General features: G+C 46.1%; 15 protein-coding genes. 1 reads left to right on the top strand and 14 read right to left on the bottom strand.

All coding sequences use genetic code 11. From position 1 onward, the window contains the following. Window positions 1-8: 8 nt before the first annotated feature. From MHB46_RS21255 to MHB46_RS21220, 8 genes are all read right to left on the bottom strand, one after another. A complete protein-coding gene (locus tag MHB46_RS21255; RefSeq protein WP_025720213.1) occupies window positions 9-758 on the bottom strand; it encodes a tRNA threonylcarbamoyladenosine dehydratase in 750 nt (249 codons plus the stop codon). Between the two features lie 152 nt (window positions 759-910). Further along, the gene (gene aspS / locus MHB46_RS21250) at window positions 911-2,689 is read right to left on the bottom strand and encodes an aspartate--tRNA ligase (protein WP_061829369.1); all 1,779 of its coding nucleotides are present in this window, start codon (window positions 2,687-2,689) and stop codon (window positions 911-913) included. A gap of 84 nt (window positions 2,690-2,773) precedes the next feature. Next, a complete protein-coding gene (hisS, locus tag MHB46_RS21245; RefSeq protein ID WP_023989920.1) occupies window positions 2,774-4,018 on the bottom strand; it encodes a histidine--tRNA ligase in 1,245 nt (414 codons plus the stop codon). A 689-nt stretch (window positions 4,019-4,707) separates the two neighbouring features. Then, a complete protein-coding gene (locus MHB46_RS21240) occupies window positions 4,708-5,178 on the bottom strand; it encodes a hypothetical protein (protein WP_341163309.1) in 471 nt (156 codons plus the stop codon). Between the two features lie 56 nt (window positions 5,179-5,234). Then, on the bottom strand, window positions 5,235-5,741 hold the full coding sequence (locus tag MHB46_RS21235; protein ID WP_103049309.1) for a type 1 glutamine amidotransferase domain-containing protein: 507 nt from the start codon (window positions 5,739-5,741) through the stop codon (window positions 5,235-5,237). A 227-nt stretch (window positions 5,742-5,968) separates the two neighbouring features. Further along, a complete protein-coding gene (locus MHB46_RS21230) occupies window positions 5,969-6,130 on the bottom strand; it encodes a hypothetical protein (protein ID WP_165178728.1) in 162 nt (53 codons plus the stop codon). A gap of 118 nt (window positions 6,131-6,248) precedes the next feature. After that, entirely contained in the window at window positions 6,249-6,695 is a 447-nt protein-coding gene (dtd, locus tag MHB46_RS21225) for a D-aminoacyl-tRNA deacylase (RefSeq protein ID WP_023989923.1), read from the bottom strand. Window positions 6,696-6,832: 137 nt separating this feature from the next. Beyond that, the gene (locus tag MHB46_RS21220; protein ID WP_025720225.1) at window positions 6,833-9,010 is read right to left on the bottom strand and encodes a RelA/SpoT family protein; all 2,178 of its coding nucleotides are present in this window, start codon (window positions 9,008-9,010) and stop codon (window positions 6,833-6,835) included. A 268-nt stretch (window positions 9,011-9,278) separates the two neighbouring features. Here MHB46_RS21220 and uraA point away from each other — a divergent pair, with 268 nt between their 5' ends. After that, on the top strand, window positions 9,279-10,589 hold the full coding sequence (uraA, locus tag MHB46_RS21215) for a uracil permease (protein ID WP_061829372.1): 1,311 nt from the start codon (window positions 9,279-9,281) through the stop codon (window positions 10,587-10,589). 136 nt (window positions 10,590-10,725) lie between these two features. Here uraA and MHB46_RS21210 read toward each other — a convergent pair whose 3' ends face one another. The 6 genes from MHB46_RS21210 to secD all read right to left on the bottom strand — a co-directional run bounded on the left by MHB46_RS21210 (window position 10,726) and on the right by secD (window position 19,341). Next, window positions 10,726-12,783 carry a methyl-accepting chemotaxis protein gene (locus MHB46_RS21210; RefSeq protein ID WP_238808102.1) on the bottom strand — a complete coding sequence of 686 codons (2,058 nt, stop codon included), beginning with the start codon at window positions 12,781-12,783 and terminating at the stop codon, window positions 10,726-10,728. Window positions 12,784-13,007: 224 nt separating this feature from the next. Beyond that, entirely contained in the window at window positions 13,008-13,520 is a 513-nt protein-coding gene (locus MHB46_RS21205; protein ID WP_023989926.1) for an adenine phosphoribosyltransferase, read from the bottom strand. A 68-nt stretch (window positions 13,521-13,588) separates the two neighbouring features. Then, on the bottom strand, window positions 13,589-15,985 hold the full coding sequence (gene recJ, locus MHB46_RS21200; protein ID WP_341163308.1) for a single-stranded-DNA-specific exonuclease RecJ: 2,397 nt from the start codon (window positions 15,983-15,985) through the stop codon (window positions 13,589-13,591). A gap of 33 nt (window positions 15,986-16,018) precedes the next feature. Continuing rightward, on the bottom strand, window positions 16,019-16,975 hold the full coding sequence (locus MHB46_RS21195) for a cation diffusion facilitator family transporter (protein ID WP_023989928.1): 957 nt from the start codon (window positions 16,973-16,975) through the stop codon (window positions 16,019-16,021). A gap of 202 nt (window positions 16,976-17,177) precedes the next feature. Further along, window positions 17,178-18,095 carry a protein translocase subunit SecF gene (secF, locus tag MHB46_RS21190; protein ID WP_023989929.1) on the bottom strand — a complete coding sequence of 306 codons (918 nt, stop codon included), beginning with the start codon at window positions 18,093-18,095 and terminating at the stop codon, window positions 17,178-17,180. After that, a complete protein-coding gene (gene secD, locus MHB46_RS21185; protein ID WP_023989930.1) occupies window positions 18,085-19,341 on the bottom strand; it encodes a protein translocase subunit SecD in 1,257 nt (418 codons plus the stop codon). The genes secF and secD overlap by 11 nt, the downstream gene beginning before the upstream one ends. Between the last annotated feature and the right edge of the window lie 32 nt (window positions 19,342-19,373).

The raw sequence follows: 19,373 nt of genomic DNA, 5'->3' as shown, positions 1-19,373 counted from the left end.
TTTGCAACTTACACACCAGCGTGTTCTAACAAATCCTTCACGGCTACACTAACCATGATCAGTCCTGCTACCGGAGGTACAAATGCATTGCTTGCAGGTGGCTGCTTCGCCTTCCGGATTTCAGGTGCGTTTGCAGGTACAATTTTTTTTGTAATTTCTTCACGTGGCTTCATGGGTTCCTCATCGGAGAACACAACTTTGACGCCTTTGGTAATGCCTTCCTTGCGCAACTTGGTGCGGATGACACGGGCAATCGGGTCCATTCTCGTCTGGGAAATATCTGCTACTTGAAACCGACTCGGATCCATTTTATTCGCAGCGCCCATACTGGAGATCATCGGAATCCCACGTTTCAGGCATTCCTTAATCAAATGAATTTTGTATATAATCGTATCCGAAGCATCCAGCACATAATCCAAGTCGTACTTGAACAGCTCCTCATATGTTTCTTCTGTATAAAACATGTTCAGTGCAATCGCTTCACATTCAGGATTAATCAGCTTCACACGCTCTACCATCAGATCAGCCTTTTTTTGACCTACCGTCGTTGTCAACGCATGAATCTGGCGATTAATATTGGTGATATCTACAACATCTTTATCAATCAAAATGATGCGTCCAACACCCGTGCGCGCCAGTGCTTCCACTGCAATCGAACCGACACCGCCAATACCCAGCACGGCCACCGTGCTATTTTTCATAACTTCTAGACCTTCAGTTCCGATGGCCAGTTCCGTTCGTGAAAATTGATGCAACAATATGGTATATCCTCCCTCACTGATTTAAACTCTATGCCTGAACTCCAGCATACAAACCACGAACCCATTATCCATATGAGGGTAACGGGTTCATGGCATTCTATAAGCTATCTCATGCCAATGGATGGCACTTGCTAAGCCAAATGTTCGTCTTAAGCTTTAGGCGCAACAGGCTTCGGAGCAAGACGAATATGAAGCTGATCCAATTGAGCTTGATCCACTTCGGCTGGTGCATCCATAAGCAGGTCTGTCGCGCTGGCTGTTTTCGGGAATGCAATAGTTTCACGCAGATTTGTACGACCTGCAAGCAGCATGACAAGACGGTCAAAACCGAAGGCAATACCACCATGTGGAGGCGTACCATATTCAAATGCATCCAGCAGGTAACCGAATTTATCCTTCACTTCTTCAGGCGGCAGATTGAGCGCTTTGAACATTTTTTCCTGAACTTCACGTTTGAAAATCCGCATCGAGCCACCACCCACTTCGTAGCCGTTCAGCACGATATCATAGGCCTGAGCACGAACTTGACCTGGATCTGTGTCCAAGAGGGCCAGGTCTTCTTCCTTCGGACGAGTGAACGGATGGTGCTCCGCTACATAACGTTTTTGTTCTTCGTCATAGCCGAGAAGCGGGAAGTCTACGACCCAGGCAAATTTGAATTTGTTATCGTCGATGAGCCCCAAATGACGGCCAATTTTCAGACGAAGCGCGCCTAATACATCAGCAACTACTTTTTTATTATCCGCAGAGAACAGCAACAGATCGCCTTCTTCGGCTCCCGTACGCTCTTTCAAGGCTTCGATTTCTTCCGGTGTGAAGAATTTAACGATAGGCCCCTTGAATTCGCCTTCTTTCACTTGAATCCAAGCCAAGCCCTTTGCTCCATAACGCGCTGCAAAAGGACCCAGGTCATCAATGTCCTTACGGCTCCACGTGCCACATCCTTTGGCATTAAGGACTTTAACTTCGCCACCCTTTTCAATTACGGAAGCAAATACTTTCACACCACTGGTTGCCACGATATCATTAACATTTATCAGCTCAAGACCAAAACGCAGGTCAGGCTTGTCAGAACCATACTTGTCCATTGCCTCTGCATGTGTAATCCGTTGGAACGGTGTTTCCAGTTCTACCCCAACTGTTTCTTTGAACAATTTCACCATAAGACGCTCCATCATTGGCAGCAAGTCATCCTGTTGCATAAAGGAGGTCTCAATATCGACCTGCGTAAATTCAGGCTGGCGGTCAGCACGCAAGTCTTCATCACGGAAACAACGTGCAATTTGGTAGTAGCGCTCCAGGCCACCCACCATCAGCAATTGCTTGTACAGTTGTGGCGATTGCGGCAAGGCGAAAAACTCACCCTCATGCACCCGGCTAGGTACCAGATAATCACGTGCGCCCTCTGGGGAGCTTTTCGTCAAAATTGGTGTTTCCACCTCGACGAACTCTTCTCCGTCCAGGAAGTCACGGAATATTTTTGCTGCTTTAGAGCGCAGTTTCAAGGTCTGGTACATTTCCGGACGACGCAGGTCCAAATAACGGTATTTTAAACGCAGAGACTCGTCCACTTCTACACCATTTTCAATGAAGAACGGAGGTGTCTTAGACGCATTCAATACTTCGATTTCAGTGACGCGTACCTCAATTTCACCTGTAGGCAGGTTCGGGTTAATCGTTTCTGCATCACGCTTAACAATAGTACCGGTAACCTCAAGCACGTATTCACTACGGACACGATCCGCAATTTGCAGTGCGTCACCGGAATATGCCGGATTAAACACGATTTGTACAATTCCGCTACGGTCACGAAGGTCTATAAAAAGTACGCCCCCCAAATCACGACGAGTTTGTACCCAACCGTTCAATGTAACTGTTTCTCCGATATGCGCATGAGTCAATGCGCCGCATTGATGACTCCTTTTCATAATACACACTCCTGTTTATGTTTAGTAGTTAATGCTATATGACAGCCAGAGGGAAACTTCCCCTGACTGATGTTACATTATTTTTTATCCTAATTCTTCCACCAGCTGATCCAGCTTAACGGTACGCTGCTCGCCGGTTTCCATGTTTTTCAGTGCAATTTCACCCTGAACCAGCTCATCCTCACCCAGAATCGCAGTATACCTTGCTTTAAAGCGATCGGCTGATTTCATCTGCGCCTTCATTTTACGCCCCAGATAATCTCGTTCTGCGGAAAATCCGGCTTGACGCAACTTGAATAGTTGTTTGGTTACTTCCGTTTCTGCTGCTTCTCCCAACGCTACCATATAGATATCTAACGGCTTGGCTTCGTTCAGTTTGACACCTTGATGCTCCAAGATCAGCTGAATTCGCTCCAGTCCAATGCCAAAACCAATGCCCGGCTGATCCGGTCCTCCCAGATCTCCAACCAATCCGTTGTAGCGGCCGCCTCCACCGATCGTGTCTATGGCACCAATTCCTTCGGCTTTGAATTCGAACGCTGTCAACGTATAATAATCCAGCCCCCGTACCAAGCGAGGGTTAACTGTATATTCCACGCCCATGGCATCCAAATTTTGCTTCACTTTCTCAAAGTGTGTGCGGGATTCCTCGTCCAAGCTATCCAAAATCGAAGGTGCACCTCCAAATTTGTCCTGGTCATCTTTGCTATCCAGCACTCGTAGCGGATTACGCTCAATGCGTGCTTGGCTCTCCTTGGTCAACGTATCCTTAATTGGCATCAAGAAGTCTACCAGATGCTGACGATAAGCTGCCCGGCTGGCTGCATTACCGACGGAGTTAATCTCCACCTGTACTCCTTTCAAGCCCAGTTCACGGCAGAATTGATACCCGAAAGCAATAACTTCTGCATCCAACGCAGGATCGACCGCACCAAATGCTTCAATTCCAAATTGGTGAAACTGGCGCTGACGCCCAGCCTGTGGACGCTCATACCGGAACATCGGGCCGATATAATACAGCTTAGTTACATCCGGCTCCCCGTATAGTTTGTTCTCCACATAGGAGCGGACAACCCCTGCTGTTCCTTCCGGACGCAAAGTCATGCTGCGCTTCCCTTTATCCTCAAAAGTATACATTTCTTTTTCCACCACATCCGTCGTTTCACCCACACCTCGAACGAACAAATTCGTTTGTTCGAACATGGGCGTACGAATCTCTCGGTAATTAAAGCGGCGGCTAATCTCACGGGCTTTTTCCTCGACAACTTGCCATTTTTCTACACTGCCCGGCAGCAAATCCTGTGTTCCCGTCGGTTTTTGAAAGGCCATTAACGTATCCCCCCATCGTTGTATTTCGTATTGTGCACTTTCTTATTGCTCCACTTTCAAATAAAACAAAAAATCCCTCGTCCCTGTTAACATTAACAGGGACGAGGGATTGTCGTTTACAAATCACCCGTGGTACCACCCACATTCCGGAGTTTACCCAGACAACCAGCATAAGAATCACTCATTGCCCGTCAGCATTATACTGACTCCGCTCATACGTATAACGCCCGTAACGCGCAGTACGGCTATTATGCAGGACCATCCACTGTCGGCACAGTTGCAATGTACTTTCAGTAGGGTTTCCTCAATTGTTCGCCGCCTGTTCTCGGGGAGGTCATTCATCCGCTCATCAAGGGAATTTTTACAGCCTGGAAATTCCTCTCTGCGCTTGTGGGTTCGGAGTACTTGGTCCCGTCATCAAATCATTTTTCATTATTTTATGATTTTAATGAACCGCTTCGACAAAGTCAAGACATTCTCCCTATAATCGGACAAATAAGGCTTATAAAAAGAAAAAACCTGCGGAAACGGTCCGCAGGTTCAAAAAGATATATCAAAAGGGGGTCATGCTGTTATTATAAACAACGAATATTAAGGAATGATGTTTCGAATATTACAATTGTATTACAGTCACTCTCTTGTAGCTGAATTTCTCAAGTATCGACAATCTCTTGTGTCGGCTCTCAGCTTTAATCCAACTGCGATACATATCCACGATTGGAACGTAGCTTATAAATGACCTCATCATAATCGGCATCATTCACCTTTGCTGATAATACATACCGTAATTCATCTTGATCACCGTTAATATACACATCTGTCGCACGGAGCAACCCTCCGTCATGATTCGTTGTTCCACCCCGATCTTCATTCAGATCCCTTTGGGCTGAGCCAGAGTTAATCTGGTCTTCCTTCGCATCTGGTAGAATATTCTCGCCATAAGCACCCGCCGCAGGGATTGCCGCACCTGCAGAGCCTCCTGTGCTCACAGAACCTGTATTGTTATAGGGGACCAGCGGAATTAAAACTCTCGTCTCCCGACCGAGCGCATCATCCAAAGCACCTACTTCCAAATGTTCAGTTCTATAAGCTTGAAGCGAGGGTCTGGCACCCTCAGCTTCATCTTCTGTGCGAAAATAAGCCTGAATCTGTTTTGCCATATCAAATCCTCCTCGTTTGGGAATTGTACTGGCATTAATCTAAGGAAATATTCAAATTACAATGCTTTTAATAACTCACGCACAAAGGCAGGCTCATCCTTAGGGGTCCGAGACGTAATAAAGTTACCGTCCACAACCGCCTCTCGATCCTCAAAATGAGCACCCGCATTAATTAAGTCATCTTTCAACGGAGGATAAGCAGTAATCGTCCGGCCTTGTAACAAATCGGCACTCGCCAAAATTTGTGGCCCGTGACAGATAGCGCCAATCGTTTTTTTGGCCTCGTTAATTTCAGTCACAAATTTCAGAACATGTGCATCCAATCGCAGATTTTCCGGGGAGGATCCGCCGGGAATAACAACTGCATCATAGTCACTTGATTTCACATCTGCAATGGCTTTTTCAATAGTGTAGCTTGCTTTACCTTGCTTACCGCTCACTTTCTCACCTTGCTTCAGCCCAACAATATCTGCCTCATGTCCAGCCTTTTTTAATTCATCATAAGGTACCTTCATTTCAGAATCTTCAAATTGGTCAGCTAATAAAAATGCAATTTTACTCATTAATGTTCAGATCTCCTTTCCGGTTATCCTCGAAAAAGTTAAAATTAAGTTTGTTTGTCTACCACGATTTGTTATTACCCGCTTGATCTGTTTTTATAACAATCGCAGCGGCGGAAAAGAAAAAGGAGCCTTTCGGCTCCTGCACTAATTCAATGCTACATATTTTATTTTTGGCCTCTTTGTGCTACTTTCGGGTAGCACCTCATAACGGTACAATTAACCCGATGTTACCTGCGTGGCAAAGCACCGCGTCCCGGCTTGTCGATGGCTGCTGCAACATGCTGTAATAACGTATCAGCATTACGAGTAAGGCTGATTGCCTCCTGCATGCTACCGGGAAAAAGCAGCACAGTGCTTCGAGGCCCGTCCATTTTTGGGGTTTGACGCATAGCTTCGTCTCTCCTGTCACCCTTAGGCTATCCGCCTGGCTAATCACCAATCGGGATGACATTATGGTCCCTCTGAACAGCTATTTTATTCTACTCAGATCACGCCATCAACGCATAGCTACGAACGTTCGGTATCCAAAATCAGTGTCACTGGGCCCCAATTCGTCAATGAAACATCCATCATAGCCCCAAAAATTCCCGTTTCGACCTCCAAGCCCTTGGCTCGAAGCTGACTGTTGAAGAAATCATACAGCTTTTCCGCTTCCTCAGGTTTGGCCGCCCCCATAAAGTTAGGCCTTCTCCCTTTACGGCAGTCACCATACAACGTAAATTGAGAGACAGACAAAATGGCTCCACCGACATCCAGAACGCTGTCATTCATTTTACCTTCAGCATCCTCAAATATACGTAATCCCGCTGTTTTATCCGCCAAATAGACGGCATCGGCTGCAGTATCTCCCTGACCAATACCAACCAGCAGCATTAATCCGGTTCCAATCTTGCCGACCACCTTTTGATTCACCGTTACCTGAGCGTCTTTACAGCGCTGAATAATGATCTTCATCGCCTATCCGATATCTCCTTTAACCTTCCCTTTTAAAAGGTGCTCACAGCCGTATTATGGCTCTTTTAGCAACCCATGGGTCTTTCTACCCAAGATGTGTTACAAAGGCTATAAACCTATCTGTACGCTTAATAAGGTTATTGCATAATCCGATGCACAGTGTATACATCCTTCACCCGTTTGATCCGTTCGACAACAGAATGCAAATGATCCGTGTTGCGAATGAGAATCGTGATGTGAATCATCGCCATTTTATTTTTATCTGTACGACCTGTAACGGCCGAGAAGCTGGTTTTGTTCTCAGAAATGGCCTGAAGCACTTCATTCAGCAAACCGTTGCGATCATGCCCCGTAATCTCAATATCGACACTGTAGTTGACTTCCGCTGCTTCTTCCCACTCTACTTCAATCACACGTGCCTGGTCTTCGCCCGTACCCGAAGGAATATTCGGGCAATCCGTCCGGTGAACGGATACGCCGCGTCCACGTGTTACATAGCCAATGATGTCATCTCCCGGTACGGGATTACAACATCGTGCAAAACGAACGAGTAAATTATCGACGCCTCTGACGCTGACACCGTTGGTCGGTGTTTTTTTCCGTTCGCCCTGCGGCTTGTACTCCTTGACCTCGGTCGTCAATTCGATCAACCGGGCCTCTTCTTGTTCCTTACGCAGCTTCTCTGTCAAACGTGTACAGACCTGCGCTGCGGTTATACCACCAAAGCCAATCGCAGACAGCATATCTTCGGAATCGTTAAAAGAGAACTTCTGTGCCACTTCCTGAAGCTTGTCGTCGCTCATCCACACCGATGGCTCGATATCACGTTTTCTCAGTTCGCGTTCCAGATTTTCGCGGCCTTTTTCAACATTCTCCTCACGCTTTTCTTTCTTGAACCATTGTTTGATTTTACTGCGCGCATGAGAGGACTGAGCAATTTTGAGCCAGTCCTGACTAGGTCCATAAGAGTGCTTGGACGTCATAATTTCGACAATATCACCGGTTTTAAGCCGATAATCCAAAGGTACGATTCTTCCATTTACCTTAGAGCCAATCGTTCGATTGCCAACTTCGGTATGAATACGGAAAGCAAAGTCCAGCGGAACGGATCCGGCCGGCAACTCAATGACCTCTCCCTTAGGAGTAAACACAAACACAAGGTCTGAGAAAAAGTCCATTTTGAGCGATTCCACAAATTCCGACGCATCCTTCGCTTCATTTTGCAGCTCCAGAATTTCTCGAAAAAAGGTGATTTTATCCTCAAAGTTAGTGTTGTTTGCTCCGTTGCCTTCTTTATAGGCCCAATGGGCCGCAATCCCGAATTCAGCGGTACGGTGCATATCCACTGTGCGAATTTGTACCTCGGTAGGCTCCCCGTTGGGACCTACTACTGTCGTATGAAGGGACTGATACATATTGGCCTTAGGCATAGCGATATAATCCTTAAACCGCCCCGGCATCGGCTTCCACAATGTATGGATAATCCCCAGTGTGGCGTAACAGTCTTTAATGTTATCCACAATAATTCGAATCGCCAGCAAATCATATATTTCATTGAATTGCTTGTTCTTCGTCGTCATTTTTTTAAACACACTGTAAATATGTTTAGGGCGTCCGGACAGATCAGCCTGAATGCCCATCTCTTCCAGCTTTTCTCTGATACGCTGTATGACATTATCAATAAACTGCTCCCGCTCTGCCCGCTTTTTATGCATCAAATTAGCGATGCGATAATACTGCTGAGGATTCAGATAGCGTAAAGCAATATCTTCCATTTCCCATTTAATGGCCGAAATACCCAGTCGGTTTGCAACCGGACAGAAAATCTCTAACGTTTCATAAGCAATCCGACGCTGGCTTTCCTCTGACTGATATTTCAAAGTACGCATGTTATGCAGACGATCTGCTAACTTAATGACGATGACACGAATGTCCTGCGCCATAGCAATAAACATTTTTCGATAATTTTCGTTCTGTTGTTCTTCCTTGGAACGGAACTGAATACGCTCCAGCTTCGTCAGACCATCGACAAGCATCGCACATGTATCGCCAAAATGCTCGCGAATCTGCGCCAAAGACACCGTCGTATCCTCCACAACGTCATGTAAAAGAGCGGCGATAATGGAGATGGTATCCATCTGCATATTAACGACGATATCAGCAACCGCAAGCGGATGCAGAATATAAGGTTCACCGGACTTACGAGTCTGGCCGGAATGGGCCTGCTCGGCAAAATCATAGGCGTCCCTGATGCGGATAAGATCTGCTTCTCTGGTATAGGCCCCGGCCTTTTTAAGTAATTGCTCTATCCCCATTCTGCTCTATTCCGTGTCCTTTCTATGCAAAATGGAACCCGCCGATCAATGTCGCGCAAAGGTTCCCTTTTAAAAGTGATTTCCTACAATTATGACGGTTAACACGTCACACGTCAACTATTACAGGTTTGGCATTGTCGCATTATTCTGTCACACATGGTAAGTAAAATCAGGATTGTTGACGAAATGAAACGAATTATATTGAAAAAATTACGAAAAGTAATTAATGTATATAAGAATAATTGAAAGAACTAAGGAGTGAACTGCGTTGCAACGCGAAATTCAAGTTAATGAAAAGCTTCCGGCAGGACCTGGGTTCCTGCTCAGCGTACAGCATTTGTTTGCCATGTTTGGCAGCACTGTGCTGGTGCCGAATATTTTCGGCGTCGATCCCGGCATGATTTTGCTAATGAACGGTATTGGCACATTGTTGTACATATGGATCTGCCGCGGCAAAATTCCCGCCTATCTCGGCTCCAGCTTCGCTTTTATCGCTCCCGTCAGTCTTGTGCTTAAAAACAATCCCGGCGGCAACGGCTATGCTATGGCCCTCGGTGCTTTCATCGTTACAGGTATTATTTTCTGCCTCGTCGCACTGGTGATCAAATATGCCGGAACCCGTTGGCTGGACGTCGTTTTTCCTCCAGCTGTTATGGGCTCCATCGTAGCCTTAATCGGTCTGGAACTGGTTCCGGTTGCAGCAGGCATGGCAGGCATTATCAATGCCGATCCTACTAAGGCCTGGACTCCAGATCCCAAAACGATTACTCTTTCGCTCGTTACACTCGGGGTCACTGTTCTGGGTGCGGTATTGTTTCGCGGGTTTGCCAAAATCATTCATATTCTGATTGGTATCGTAGTGGGCTATGTACTTGCTTATTTTATGGGCATGGTCAATACACAAGCCATTGCAGACGCTCCTTTTTTCGGACATCCTGCAATTACCACTCCAGTTTTTAATACCTCTGCTATGCTGACGATTCTTCCTGTTGCTCTGGTCGTCATCGTAGAGCATATTGGTCACTTGCTTGTGACTAGCAACATTGTCGGGCGCGAACTGTCCAAAGATCCTGGTCTCCATCGCTCTCTGCTAGGTAACGGTATTTCCACCGTCATTTCCGGTTTTGTGGGTTCTACACCTAATACGACTTATGGTGAAAATATTGGTGTCATGGCATTAACTAAAGTGTACTCTGTATGGGTCATTGGCGGAGCGGCTGTCATTGCCATCCTATTGTCCTTCTCAGGCACGTTCTCAGCGATTGTTTCTAATATTCCAGCTCCAGTTATGGGTGGCGTATCCTTACTATTATTCGGTGTCATCGCTGCCTCCGGTCTAAGAATCTTCGTTGAGCAAAAGGTTGATTTCGCCAAGCCAACCAACATGCTGCTTGCGACCATCGTGCTTGTTGTCGGAATCAGCGGTACTACGCTCACTTGGGGCGCTGTAACCTTGAAAGGTATGGCATTGGCTACAATCATCGGCATCATCCTCAGCTTGTTCTTTAAGCTGATTGACGTGCTCGGCTGGTCCAACGATAAATCGCAGGAACCTTTAACCGAGAAAACACCAGATTGATGTCTTTTTTTCAACTTTAAAACGCCGCTCCATGTAAGTTATGGGTCAACACGCTCAGAATGTATAGACAAGCGTGTAAAGATCCATATCTCATGGAGCGGCGTTTTTTTATGCACGGCCTTTTTTTCTAAAGATATCACACACGAAAGCGAGATACGACCTGATTAAGCGTATCAGAAACACCTGTAAGCGTCTTGACAGAGCTGTCCATACCTTCCAGATCCTTAAGTTGCCGTTCGGATCGTTCCGCGGCTTGCCCTGTACGTTTAGCTGAAGCTTTCGCAATGTCTGCAAGATATCCAATAGAGGCTGCAACTTCCTCTGAACCTGCCGACATTTCTTCTGAGGCAGATGAAACCTCCTGCACTTCTATCGCCACCTGCTGAATATCTTGATTCATCGCAATAAAACGTTCTTCCACCTCAAGCAAAATAGATACTCCTTCATCCATCTCCAGAGCACCCTGCTGCATTCCTTCCAAAGCTAATTTGGTTTCTTCCTGCATGGATCGGATTCGACTCGTAATTTGTTCCGCAGACTCGCTCACGTTTACAGCCAGCTTGCCGATTTCTGAAGCCACCACAGCGAACCCTCGGCCATGCTCCCCTGCACGTGCGGCTTCAATGGAAGCATTCAGTGATAGCAACTTGGTCTGCCCACTAATTTCCTGAATCATTCCAATTATGCTGCCAATTTGGACGGACCGCTCATTCAATGAGCTTACTACCCTGCCTGCCTCATCCATAGACATTTTCGCTTTATGCATTCCTTGGTTGACCACGGTCAACCGTTCATTTCCTTGTTGTGCCTTATGTTCAATCTCAGTGGTAGCCTCGGATACATGCTGGATAGATTCAGCAATACGCTGTATGCCAACTGCCATCTCCTCCATCGCTGTCGCACTCTCGGCTGCGGCAGCCAACTGAAGCTCGGCCCCTTCCTTCACCTTAGCCAGTTCTCCTGCATTGTGCTGGGCATCTTTAGTCGTCCCAGAAATCTCTTGGGAAATTTTTATAGATACGCCTGAGATAACATCTGACTCTTCGCTCAAACGTGATGCCATTCCTCTGGTTGCCGCAATCACCTTATTGATCCCGTCAGCCATTTGGCCAAATTCATCCTTACGTTGATGTGTTAGTTCAAGGTTATAATCCCCAAGAGCCATACGATTGGTTATCTGCATAATTTTTTTAATCTCTTTGATCATACCTGAATTGTTAAGTAATAACGCTCCCATAATTAGCAAGATGCCTATAACACTAACAATAAGAAGAAGTTTAAGCATTTCGTTCGCAGAGCGGTTCAAATCGGATTCTGGCAGTAATACGCCGATTTTCCATCCGGTTTGCGGGAGTGTTTCGTACATTATCCGGTAGTCCTCACTATCAATGGGTACGGATAGTTGTCCGGACGTACCAATTTGAATAGATTGTGCTGCTTCCGCATTCATCGTGTTTGTTAACGGCTCGCCTGCTTTTAAGGACGGAAGACCGGATGACAAAATGGCTCCATTCTTATCCATCAAGATCGCACTACCGTTAGCACCAAACTTCATTTTTTCAATAAACGTTTGAATGTTTGTCATGTTCAGGTCGCCAGTAATGACACCTAACAGCTTCCCTTCCCTATCATAAAATGCTTTCCCTGCAGTAATCATATTGATTTTCAGTCTGCTATCGTAAAAAGGCTCCGTAAAATTTATATCCTTACCACGTTCCACGGCTTCTGTATACCATGGCTGTGTTAAGTAGTCATATTGTGGATCATCATATTCAATCGTTTGCTTCACTAGCTGGCCATCTCTATGCACATATATGGAACGGTAAGTCACTCCCGGATCATACGCACCTTTAGCAAAATAAATGCCCAACCCGTATGACATATCATTTAAAGCCAGCTCTTGTTCAAAATAACGTCCATAACCCTCAATGTTCATTCCTGCTCCCAGTTGTTCCGCGCTCTTAGTCAGCATCGAAACAAGTAAAGCATGACGATCTACGTTAGCTGCAATATCCGCTTTAACCCTCGACAAGGAATGAGCAGCATTTTGGCTTATTTCCGTATCCAGCTTCTGCTTGGCAAAAAAATAAGACAAAAAGCTGATTAAAATCAGCGTTATAAGTACAAGCGGAATCAAGGTAGAAAATGTCCGTGCCTGTAAACTCTTAAATCGAAATAAACCCAATATAACCACCCCTGTTCCCTTTTAACTATTTATCGACAGTTATTTTTAGATTTTTTATTACTATTTCCAATAAAATGCATGGTAGTTTGAACCAATTAAACAAAGCCCAAACTTAAAACACTGCTAAACAAAATAGTCCGATGGAGCAACTCTTTAGATAAAGAGATGTTCCATCGGACTATTTAGGCGATCCGTTCATAATTATTTCCCGGGAAACCCAGGTTTCGAAATACTTAATACGTAATCAGAGTGAATACATCTACATCAGGCAGTTTCGCCCGACCGTTTAGATCAGACAGCTCGATAAGAAAAGCAGCCCCTGCCACATTGCCACCAAGCTGGCGTACCAAGTTCACGGATGTAGCAATAGTTCCACCTGTAGCAAGCAGGTCATCAGCAATCAGAACATTTTGGCCTGGCTCTATAGCATCCTTATGCATCGCCAGTGTATCTTTACCATACTCCAAACCGTATGCTTCCTCAATGGTTTCCCCAGGGAGCTTGCCACTTTTACGGATGGGAATAAAACCAACACCAAGCGCATAAGCCAAAGGAGCACCAACAACGAACCCACGTGCTTCTGGCCCTGCAATCAAATCAATTTTCAAATCCGATACCAGTTCCTTCATATCGTTGATAGCCTTGCGGTACAGTTCACCATTTTTCATCAGGGTCGTAATGTCCTTAAAACTAATCCCTGGTTGTGGAAAATCGGAAATCACCCGAATATATTCTTTGTAGTCCAACTTAGTTCCTCCTACTGTAACTTCAAATTAGTATATACATTTTACAACATAAATTGCGAAATAGTATCTCAAGACGCACCCTTCATAAGCGACATAATCCAGCTCGTCATCTGGGTAGTGTCCGCATCCAGCAAATACTTCTCCATTTCAGCCATATTATACAATTCCTGATAGCGTGGAGAAGCGGTTAAATCCCGCTTAGGCGGATTGGATACAAAACGGAATTGACCATCTGTACGCGTCATAAACTCAAGCTCTTCGAAGATGTCCAATACTTTGGATAACATGCGTACTGAACAGGAACACTGTCGGCTAAGAGCAGGCAGCATTGCCTTTTCATCAATAGGCTGTGTTCCCATTCGGGAAAGCACAACGTAAATGCGCTTGAACAGCTCTCTGTCGGGGCTTACGAGTCGACCGCCACGCTCACTGACCGAATGAAGGAGAAATACGTTCTCTACATTCTCAAAGGTAGACCATAATGCCTGAAACTGATCCGGTGTATCCGGCGGCTCCAGTACGAACAGCGACTTTACAGAGTGCTGTGCACCTCTTTGACCATCACTGGGAATAACACTGCCATCTTTATCGTATAACCAAAAGGATTCAGCATCCACGGAGCTCGATGGACGAAGCCTGGATGACGGATGAATCAACACCGCAACGTCTTTCTTTCTTTCCTCAATACGTGGATGAAAAATCTTCAGTCCCCGCTCTAATTCGGCAAAAGGGTCCGACACTCCACGATAATCAAAAATTTGTGGCGCCTGCACTCGAATGTCCTGCATCATTAGCTGAAGAGACCTTTTACCGTTCCATTCGTTAATTGACAATTCACCCAGCAGATCTATCTCCGTTTGTTGCTGTAAAAAATCAGCCAAATCGCCACGACGGAAGGCAATCGCGTCCAGCGATAAACCGTTCTGCTCCAGCAGGAGCTTCACATGATTTTTCTCACGTCCCATTTTACGAGCCTCGCGCAATTGCAGACCCTGTAATACGAATCGTGGAGAAGGATTCCCCATACCAAAAGGCTGAAGCAATTCCAGTTCTTCAACCACTTGCAAAGATACCTCGTCCAAACGACAGACCATATCAGCTTCAGCTACAGGAATGAGATCTTCTGGTGTCAGAATGGAACCCGCATAGCGGTTCAGCTGTTCTTCAAACAATTTCAGATTGTCACGGCACAGCGTCATACCCGCAGCCGAAGGATGACCACCAAAATGCTCCATAAGCTCATGGCTGTCCGTAAGAGCACTGTAGATATCCAATGCAGGAATAGACCGGGCAGAACCTTTGCACGTGCCTGTCTCAGCATCTATACCAAGAATAATGGTCGGTCGATAATAGCGATCCAGTAGCTTGGATGCCACAATTCCGACAACGCCGACATTCCAGCCTTCACCAGCCAACACAATAACTGACGGTAGCTTGCCTCCATTCAGTTTGGATGCTAATTGTTGCTCGGCTTGCTCCACAATACGTTCGACCACCTGTTGACGCTCACGATTGAGCAGATCCAGCGCATGCGCAAGTTGGTCTGCTTCTTCCTCTTTTTCTGTCGTCAGCAGAGAAACTGCTCGTCCCGCATGATCCAGGCGCCCGCTGGCATTAATCCGCGGAGCCAATGCAAATGCGATGTTGACTGAAGTCACTGTAGATATATCCACGCCCGCTACATGGAGCAACGCACGGATACCCGGAAATGCAGAGTTTCTCATGGATTGAATGCCTCTGCGTACCATCGTCCGATTTTCACCATGTAGTGGCATCAGATCGGCTACCGTGCCGATAGCGGCGATTTCAAACCATTCCTCTGGCACCTCACCCAACAGCGCCTGAGCGAGCTTCAGGGCAACACCAACACCTGCAAGACCTTTAAATGGGTATGGGCAACCAGGTAGCTTTGGATTAATCAAAGTATATGCCTCGGGAAGTACAGCAGGCGGCTCATGATGATCCGTCACAATAACATCTATCCCCAAGGAAGTTGCATAAGCAATTTGCTCGACTGCACTAATTCCCGTATCTACCGTAATGACCAGTGTAACTCCCTGCTGATGAGCCCAATCAAGGGCATGGTTATGCAGACCATATCCCTCATTAGAACGATGGGGAATATAAATATCATAAGAAGCCTTCAGAAAACGCATGAGCTGAATCATCAATGATGTACTGGACACGCCGTCCGCATCATAATCGCCATAGATTAATATATGCTCGCCACGTTCCAAAGCCTGGCGAATTCTCGGTACGGCCTCTTTCATACCAAGAAGCAGATAAGGGTCGTGTACATCGTCCACACTTCCGTACAAAAAGCGGTTTGCTTCCCCGGCGGTAGTGACGCCCCGGTTCACTAAAAGCCGGGACAACAATGGTGAAATCCCCAGCTCTTCTGTCAACAGCTGAGCCGCTTCCAGGTTAGCCTCTGGGGTCTTCCATCTGTACTGCGAATGAAGCAATCCTGTTCACCTTTCTTTCATAGTCGTCCTACTCTATTGAAGCAACGACGACACATCATTATCTGGCAGTTCATGATTGGATTTGTAAGGATACCCGGCTTGATAAGAAATGAACTGCATTTGTACATGGGTCACCTGTGGAAAACGGGCTAACAGTAAATTTTTTGCTCGATCGGCGATTTCCTGCGCTTCCTGTACCGTAATCCGCGGGTTCACACTTATCGTTACATCCACTGTTATGAAATGGCCTGTTTCCTGGGCATGTAAGTGCTCAACCGTTACAATACCATACACCCGTTGAATCGTCTCCATAAAGCGTCGGGAGTCTTCCTCCTGCAAGGGCTGTGCAGGAACCTGGTAAGCGGTATTCATTACCATCAAATATCCTTTGCGCAGCACCAGACAGGCTACCAGCAAAGCTGCGGTTGGATCAAGATATAATAATGCAGGCCATTCCATTGCTTCGCCAGTCATTGCACCGATCATGCCGATCAATGCAATCAACGATGCATACAGCGAGTAACGTTCATGGTTAGCGTACCGATCTGCTTCCGCTTTATGACCATGTTTAATCGAGTAGCGATATTGAAACTGAAATAACGCCTCTCTCAACACCAACGCAATAAATACGGTAATTAATGCATACAGACCGGGAGCCTGCGGTTCCGAACTGCTTAATGAACGAACCGCCGAAATAGCTAGCTGAAGACCACTCATCAGCACTAAAATAGCCAGCACCACAGATATGACCGTCCGAACTTTTTCACCGTTCCGCAACCGTGCCAGCATTCCGTGCCCTGTAGCACCCTTGGAAAACAGAAGCTCCTGCAAACGGGAAGCACTATCCGCAGCCGTGTGCAGTGCATCCCCCAACAACGCCTTGCTGTTTGCCGCATAACCGACGGTTCCCTTTAGAACAGCCAGCGCGAGATTGCCTACAATCCCGCTCAACGCCGCAGTTTCCAATGATCGGCTGCGTTCGCTATTCACAACGTTTCCCCCTCAATCCTGAACTAACCCTTTCCTAATAAAGCTCCATTCTAAAATAACCGAAATTTCTCAAAACAAAAAACCATTCACATTAAGTGTCCACTATTGTGCCCTTACTCAAGGTAAATCTCAAAACCTTAGAAAACCGCGCCCAAGCAGACGCGGCTTTCTCTTTAATTTATACTACTGGTATTTGCGTAACTTAAGACTTTGCAGTTTTGACCGCGCCCCCGCCAGCTGTCGGGGATTTTTGTTTTCCTTTCAATGCCACCCACAGCGGGCTGGCAATGAAAATGGAGGAATAAGCACCAAACAACAAACCAATGACCATTGCAAGTGAGAACATACGGATCGATTCGCCGCCAAATATGAACAAACATACGGAGGCAATAAACACCGTAAACACGGTTGCAAGTGAACGAGTCATTGTCTGCGCAATACTGTGATCAACTACCTGCTCTAAGTCGTCTCTGGACTTCTTCTTCGCAAATCGTAGATTTTCCCGAATACGGTCAAAAATAACGACGGTATCATTAATGGAGAAACCAACAATCGTTAGAATTGCCGTAATAAAGGTCAAATCCACCTCAAGCCGGAAAATCGAGAAAATACTGATAACGAGGAAGGCATCATGCAACAACGAAACGATGGCTGCAATGGCAAACCGCCATTCAAACCGGATCGAAATATAGACCGCGATGGCTACACATGCTAGCAAAATCGCCCATATTGCATTCCGCTCCAGTTCTTGTGCCATTTCCGTATCTACTGTATTGACCTCAAAGGAAGCCTTTGGATCAAGCTCTTTATTAAAGGAAGTCTTAAAGTCATTCACTTGCTGATCCGTCAAAACTTGTGAGAAGCGAATGCCGAAACGCTCTTTCCCCGGTGTATAATCCACCTCTTTACCGATCTTCTGCTTGTCCAGCAAAGTTTGAATCTGTTCCTGCGTAACGACTTTAGTCAAATTGACATCCACATTGGAACCGGAACGAAAGTCTACCCCGTAATTCAAGCCGAATATCGACAAGCTCAGAATACCAAGCAGTGTGATAATAATCGAGAACGTGTAAAACCACTTGCTCATCTTGATATATTTATAGTCCCAATTAAAGCGCACTAATATCACTCTCCTTCACACCAAAATACTTGGGCTTCTTCACAGCATCCGCTTTAACCAGCAGATTGAGCAAGAAGCGGGAGAAGAAGATATTCGTCAAGATACTGGTGACAATATCAACGATAAGCACCAGAGCGAAACCTCTAACGGAGCCTGTTCCGAGACCAAACATAACCGCTGCCGCTATAATTGTCGTAATATTGGCATCCATAACGGTACGGAACGAAGCCTTACTACCTGCGATAACGGAAGAACGAATCGTTTTGCCCGTCTTGATTTCTTCTTTAATCCGTTCATACGTAATAATATTGGCATCGACTGCCATCCCGATCCCGAGCACGAAGGCGGCGATACCTGGGAGCGTGAGCACGAATCCACCCAAGTAGAAGATCGCAAGCACCAGCCAAGTATGAACGATGAGACAAAAACTGGCCACTAATCCTGGTATACGGAACATCGCAATCATAAATACCAGAATAATGATTGAGCCGATCAACCCAGCACGAATCGTCTGATCCAGTGACAATTGACCCAGCGTAGCACCTACACTCTGAGAATATTTTTCCGTCAGTTTGAGCGGAAGGGCACCCAGATTAATCGTATCCGCCAGTTTATTCGCTTCATCACGAGTGTAGCTACCTGTGATTGACGCGCTACCGTCCGTTAATTCCCCACGTACTGTAGGTGCAGACAGCAATTCCTGATCCAGGAAAATAGCTAATTCTTTATTCAGAAGTCGCTTTGTGATTTCTGCAAATTTAGCTTTGTCCTTCACTTTGATACTAATCTCAGGTTGATTCAGCTGGTCATAGCCTACAACAGCGCCATTCTCCACAAAATCATTACCGCGGAGCTCAATTTTGCTGTATTGGCCTGGCTTTTTAGCATCTGCTGCCGTTGCACTGCGGAACGTTAATTCTGCAGGCTTTTTCAGCATGGAGCGGACTTCTGCCTCATTAGTGACACCAGCAAGCCGCACGCGAATTCGGTTGCTTCCCTCTGTTGTTACTTCCGGCTCAGTCGTACCGAGCGCATTAATCCGTCTCTCCAGACTTTGAGCTGTTTGTATAAGAGACTGTCTGGTTACACTCTGCCCGGCTTCCAAAGGCTGGGCTTCATATAAAATCTCAAAGCCTCCCTTTAAATCGAGGCCTAATTTTAAACTGTTCAGTAGGCCCGGGCTTGTCCCGATCATAACACCAGTAGTTATGAGCACGACCACGATGAAACTTAGAATTCTCTTCATTCCGTCCCATGTTCCCCTTTCATTCTCAATAT

The organism is Paenibacillus sp. FSL H7-0703 (genome assembly GCF_038003485.1).
Classification (GTDB): Bacteria; Bacillota; Bacilli; order Paenibacillales; family Paenibacillaceae; genus Paenibacillus; species Paenibacillus polymyxa_B.
The sequence above is the reverse complement of the archived record's forward strand: the minus strand, read 5'-3'. Positions and strand labels throughout refer to the sequence as shown.

Excerpts from the sequence above, each read along its gene's own strand:
- aspS (WP_061829369.1), bottom strand. The coding sequence starts at position 2,689 with ATGAAAAGGAGTCATCAATGCGGCGCATTGACTCATGCGCATATCGGA.
- hisS (WP_023989920.1), bottom strand. The coding sequence starts at position 4,018 with ATGGCCTTTCAAAAACCGACGGGAACACAGGATTTGCTGCCGGGCAGT.
- MHB46_RS21240 (WP_341163309.1), bottom strand. The coding sequence starts at position 5,178 with ATGGCAAAACAGATTCAGGCTTATTTTCGCACAGAAGATGAAGCTGAG.
- MHB46_RS21235 (WP_103049309.1), bottom strand. The coding sequence starts at position 5,741 with ATGAGTAAAATTGCATTTTTATTAGCTGACCAATTTGAAGATTCTGAA.
- MHB46_RS21230 (WP_165178728.1), bottom strand. The coding sequence starts at position 6,130 with ATGCGTCAAACCCCAAAAATGGACGGGCCTCGAAGCACTGTGCTGCTT.
- dtd (WP_023989923.1), bottom strand. The coding sequence starts at position 6,695 with ATGAAGATCATTATTCAGCGCTGTAAAGACGCTCAGGTAACGGTGAAT.
- MHB46_RS21220 (WP_025720225.1), bottom strand. The coding sequence starts at position 9,010 with ATGGGGATAGAGCAATTACTTAAAAAGGCCGGGGCCTATACCAGAGAA.
- secD (WP_023989930.1), bottom strand. The coding sequence starts at position 19,341 with ATGAAGAGAATTCTAAGTTTCATCGTGGTCGTGCTCATAACTACTGGT.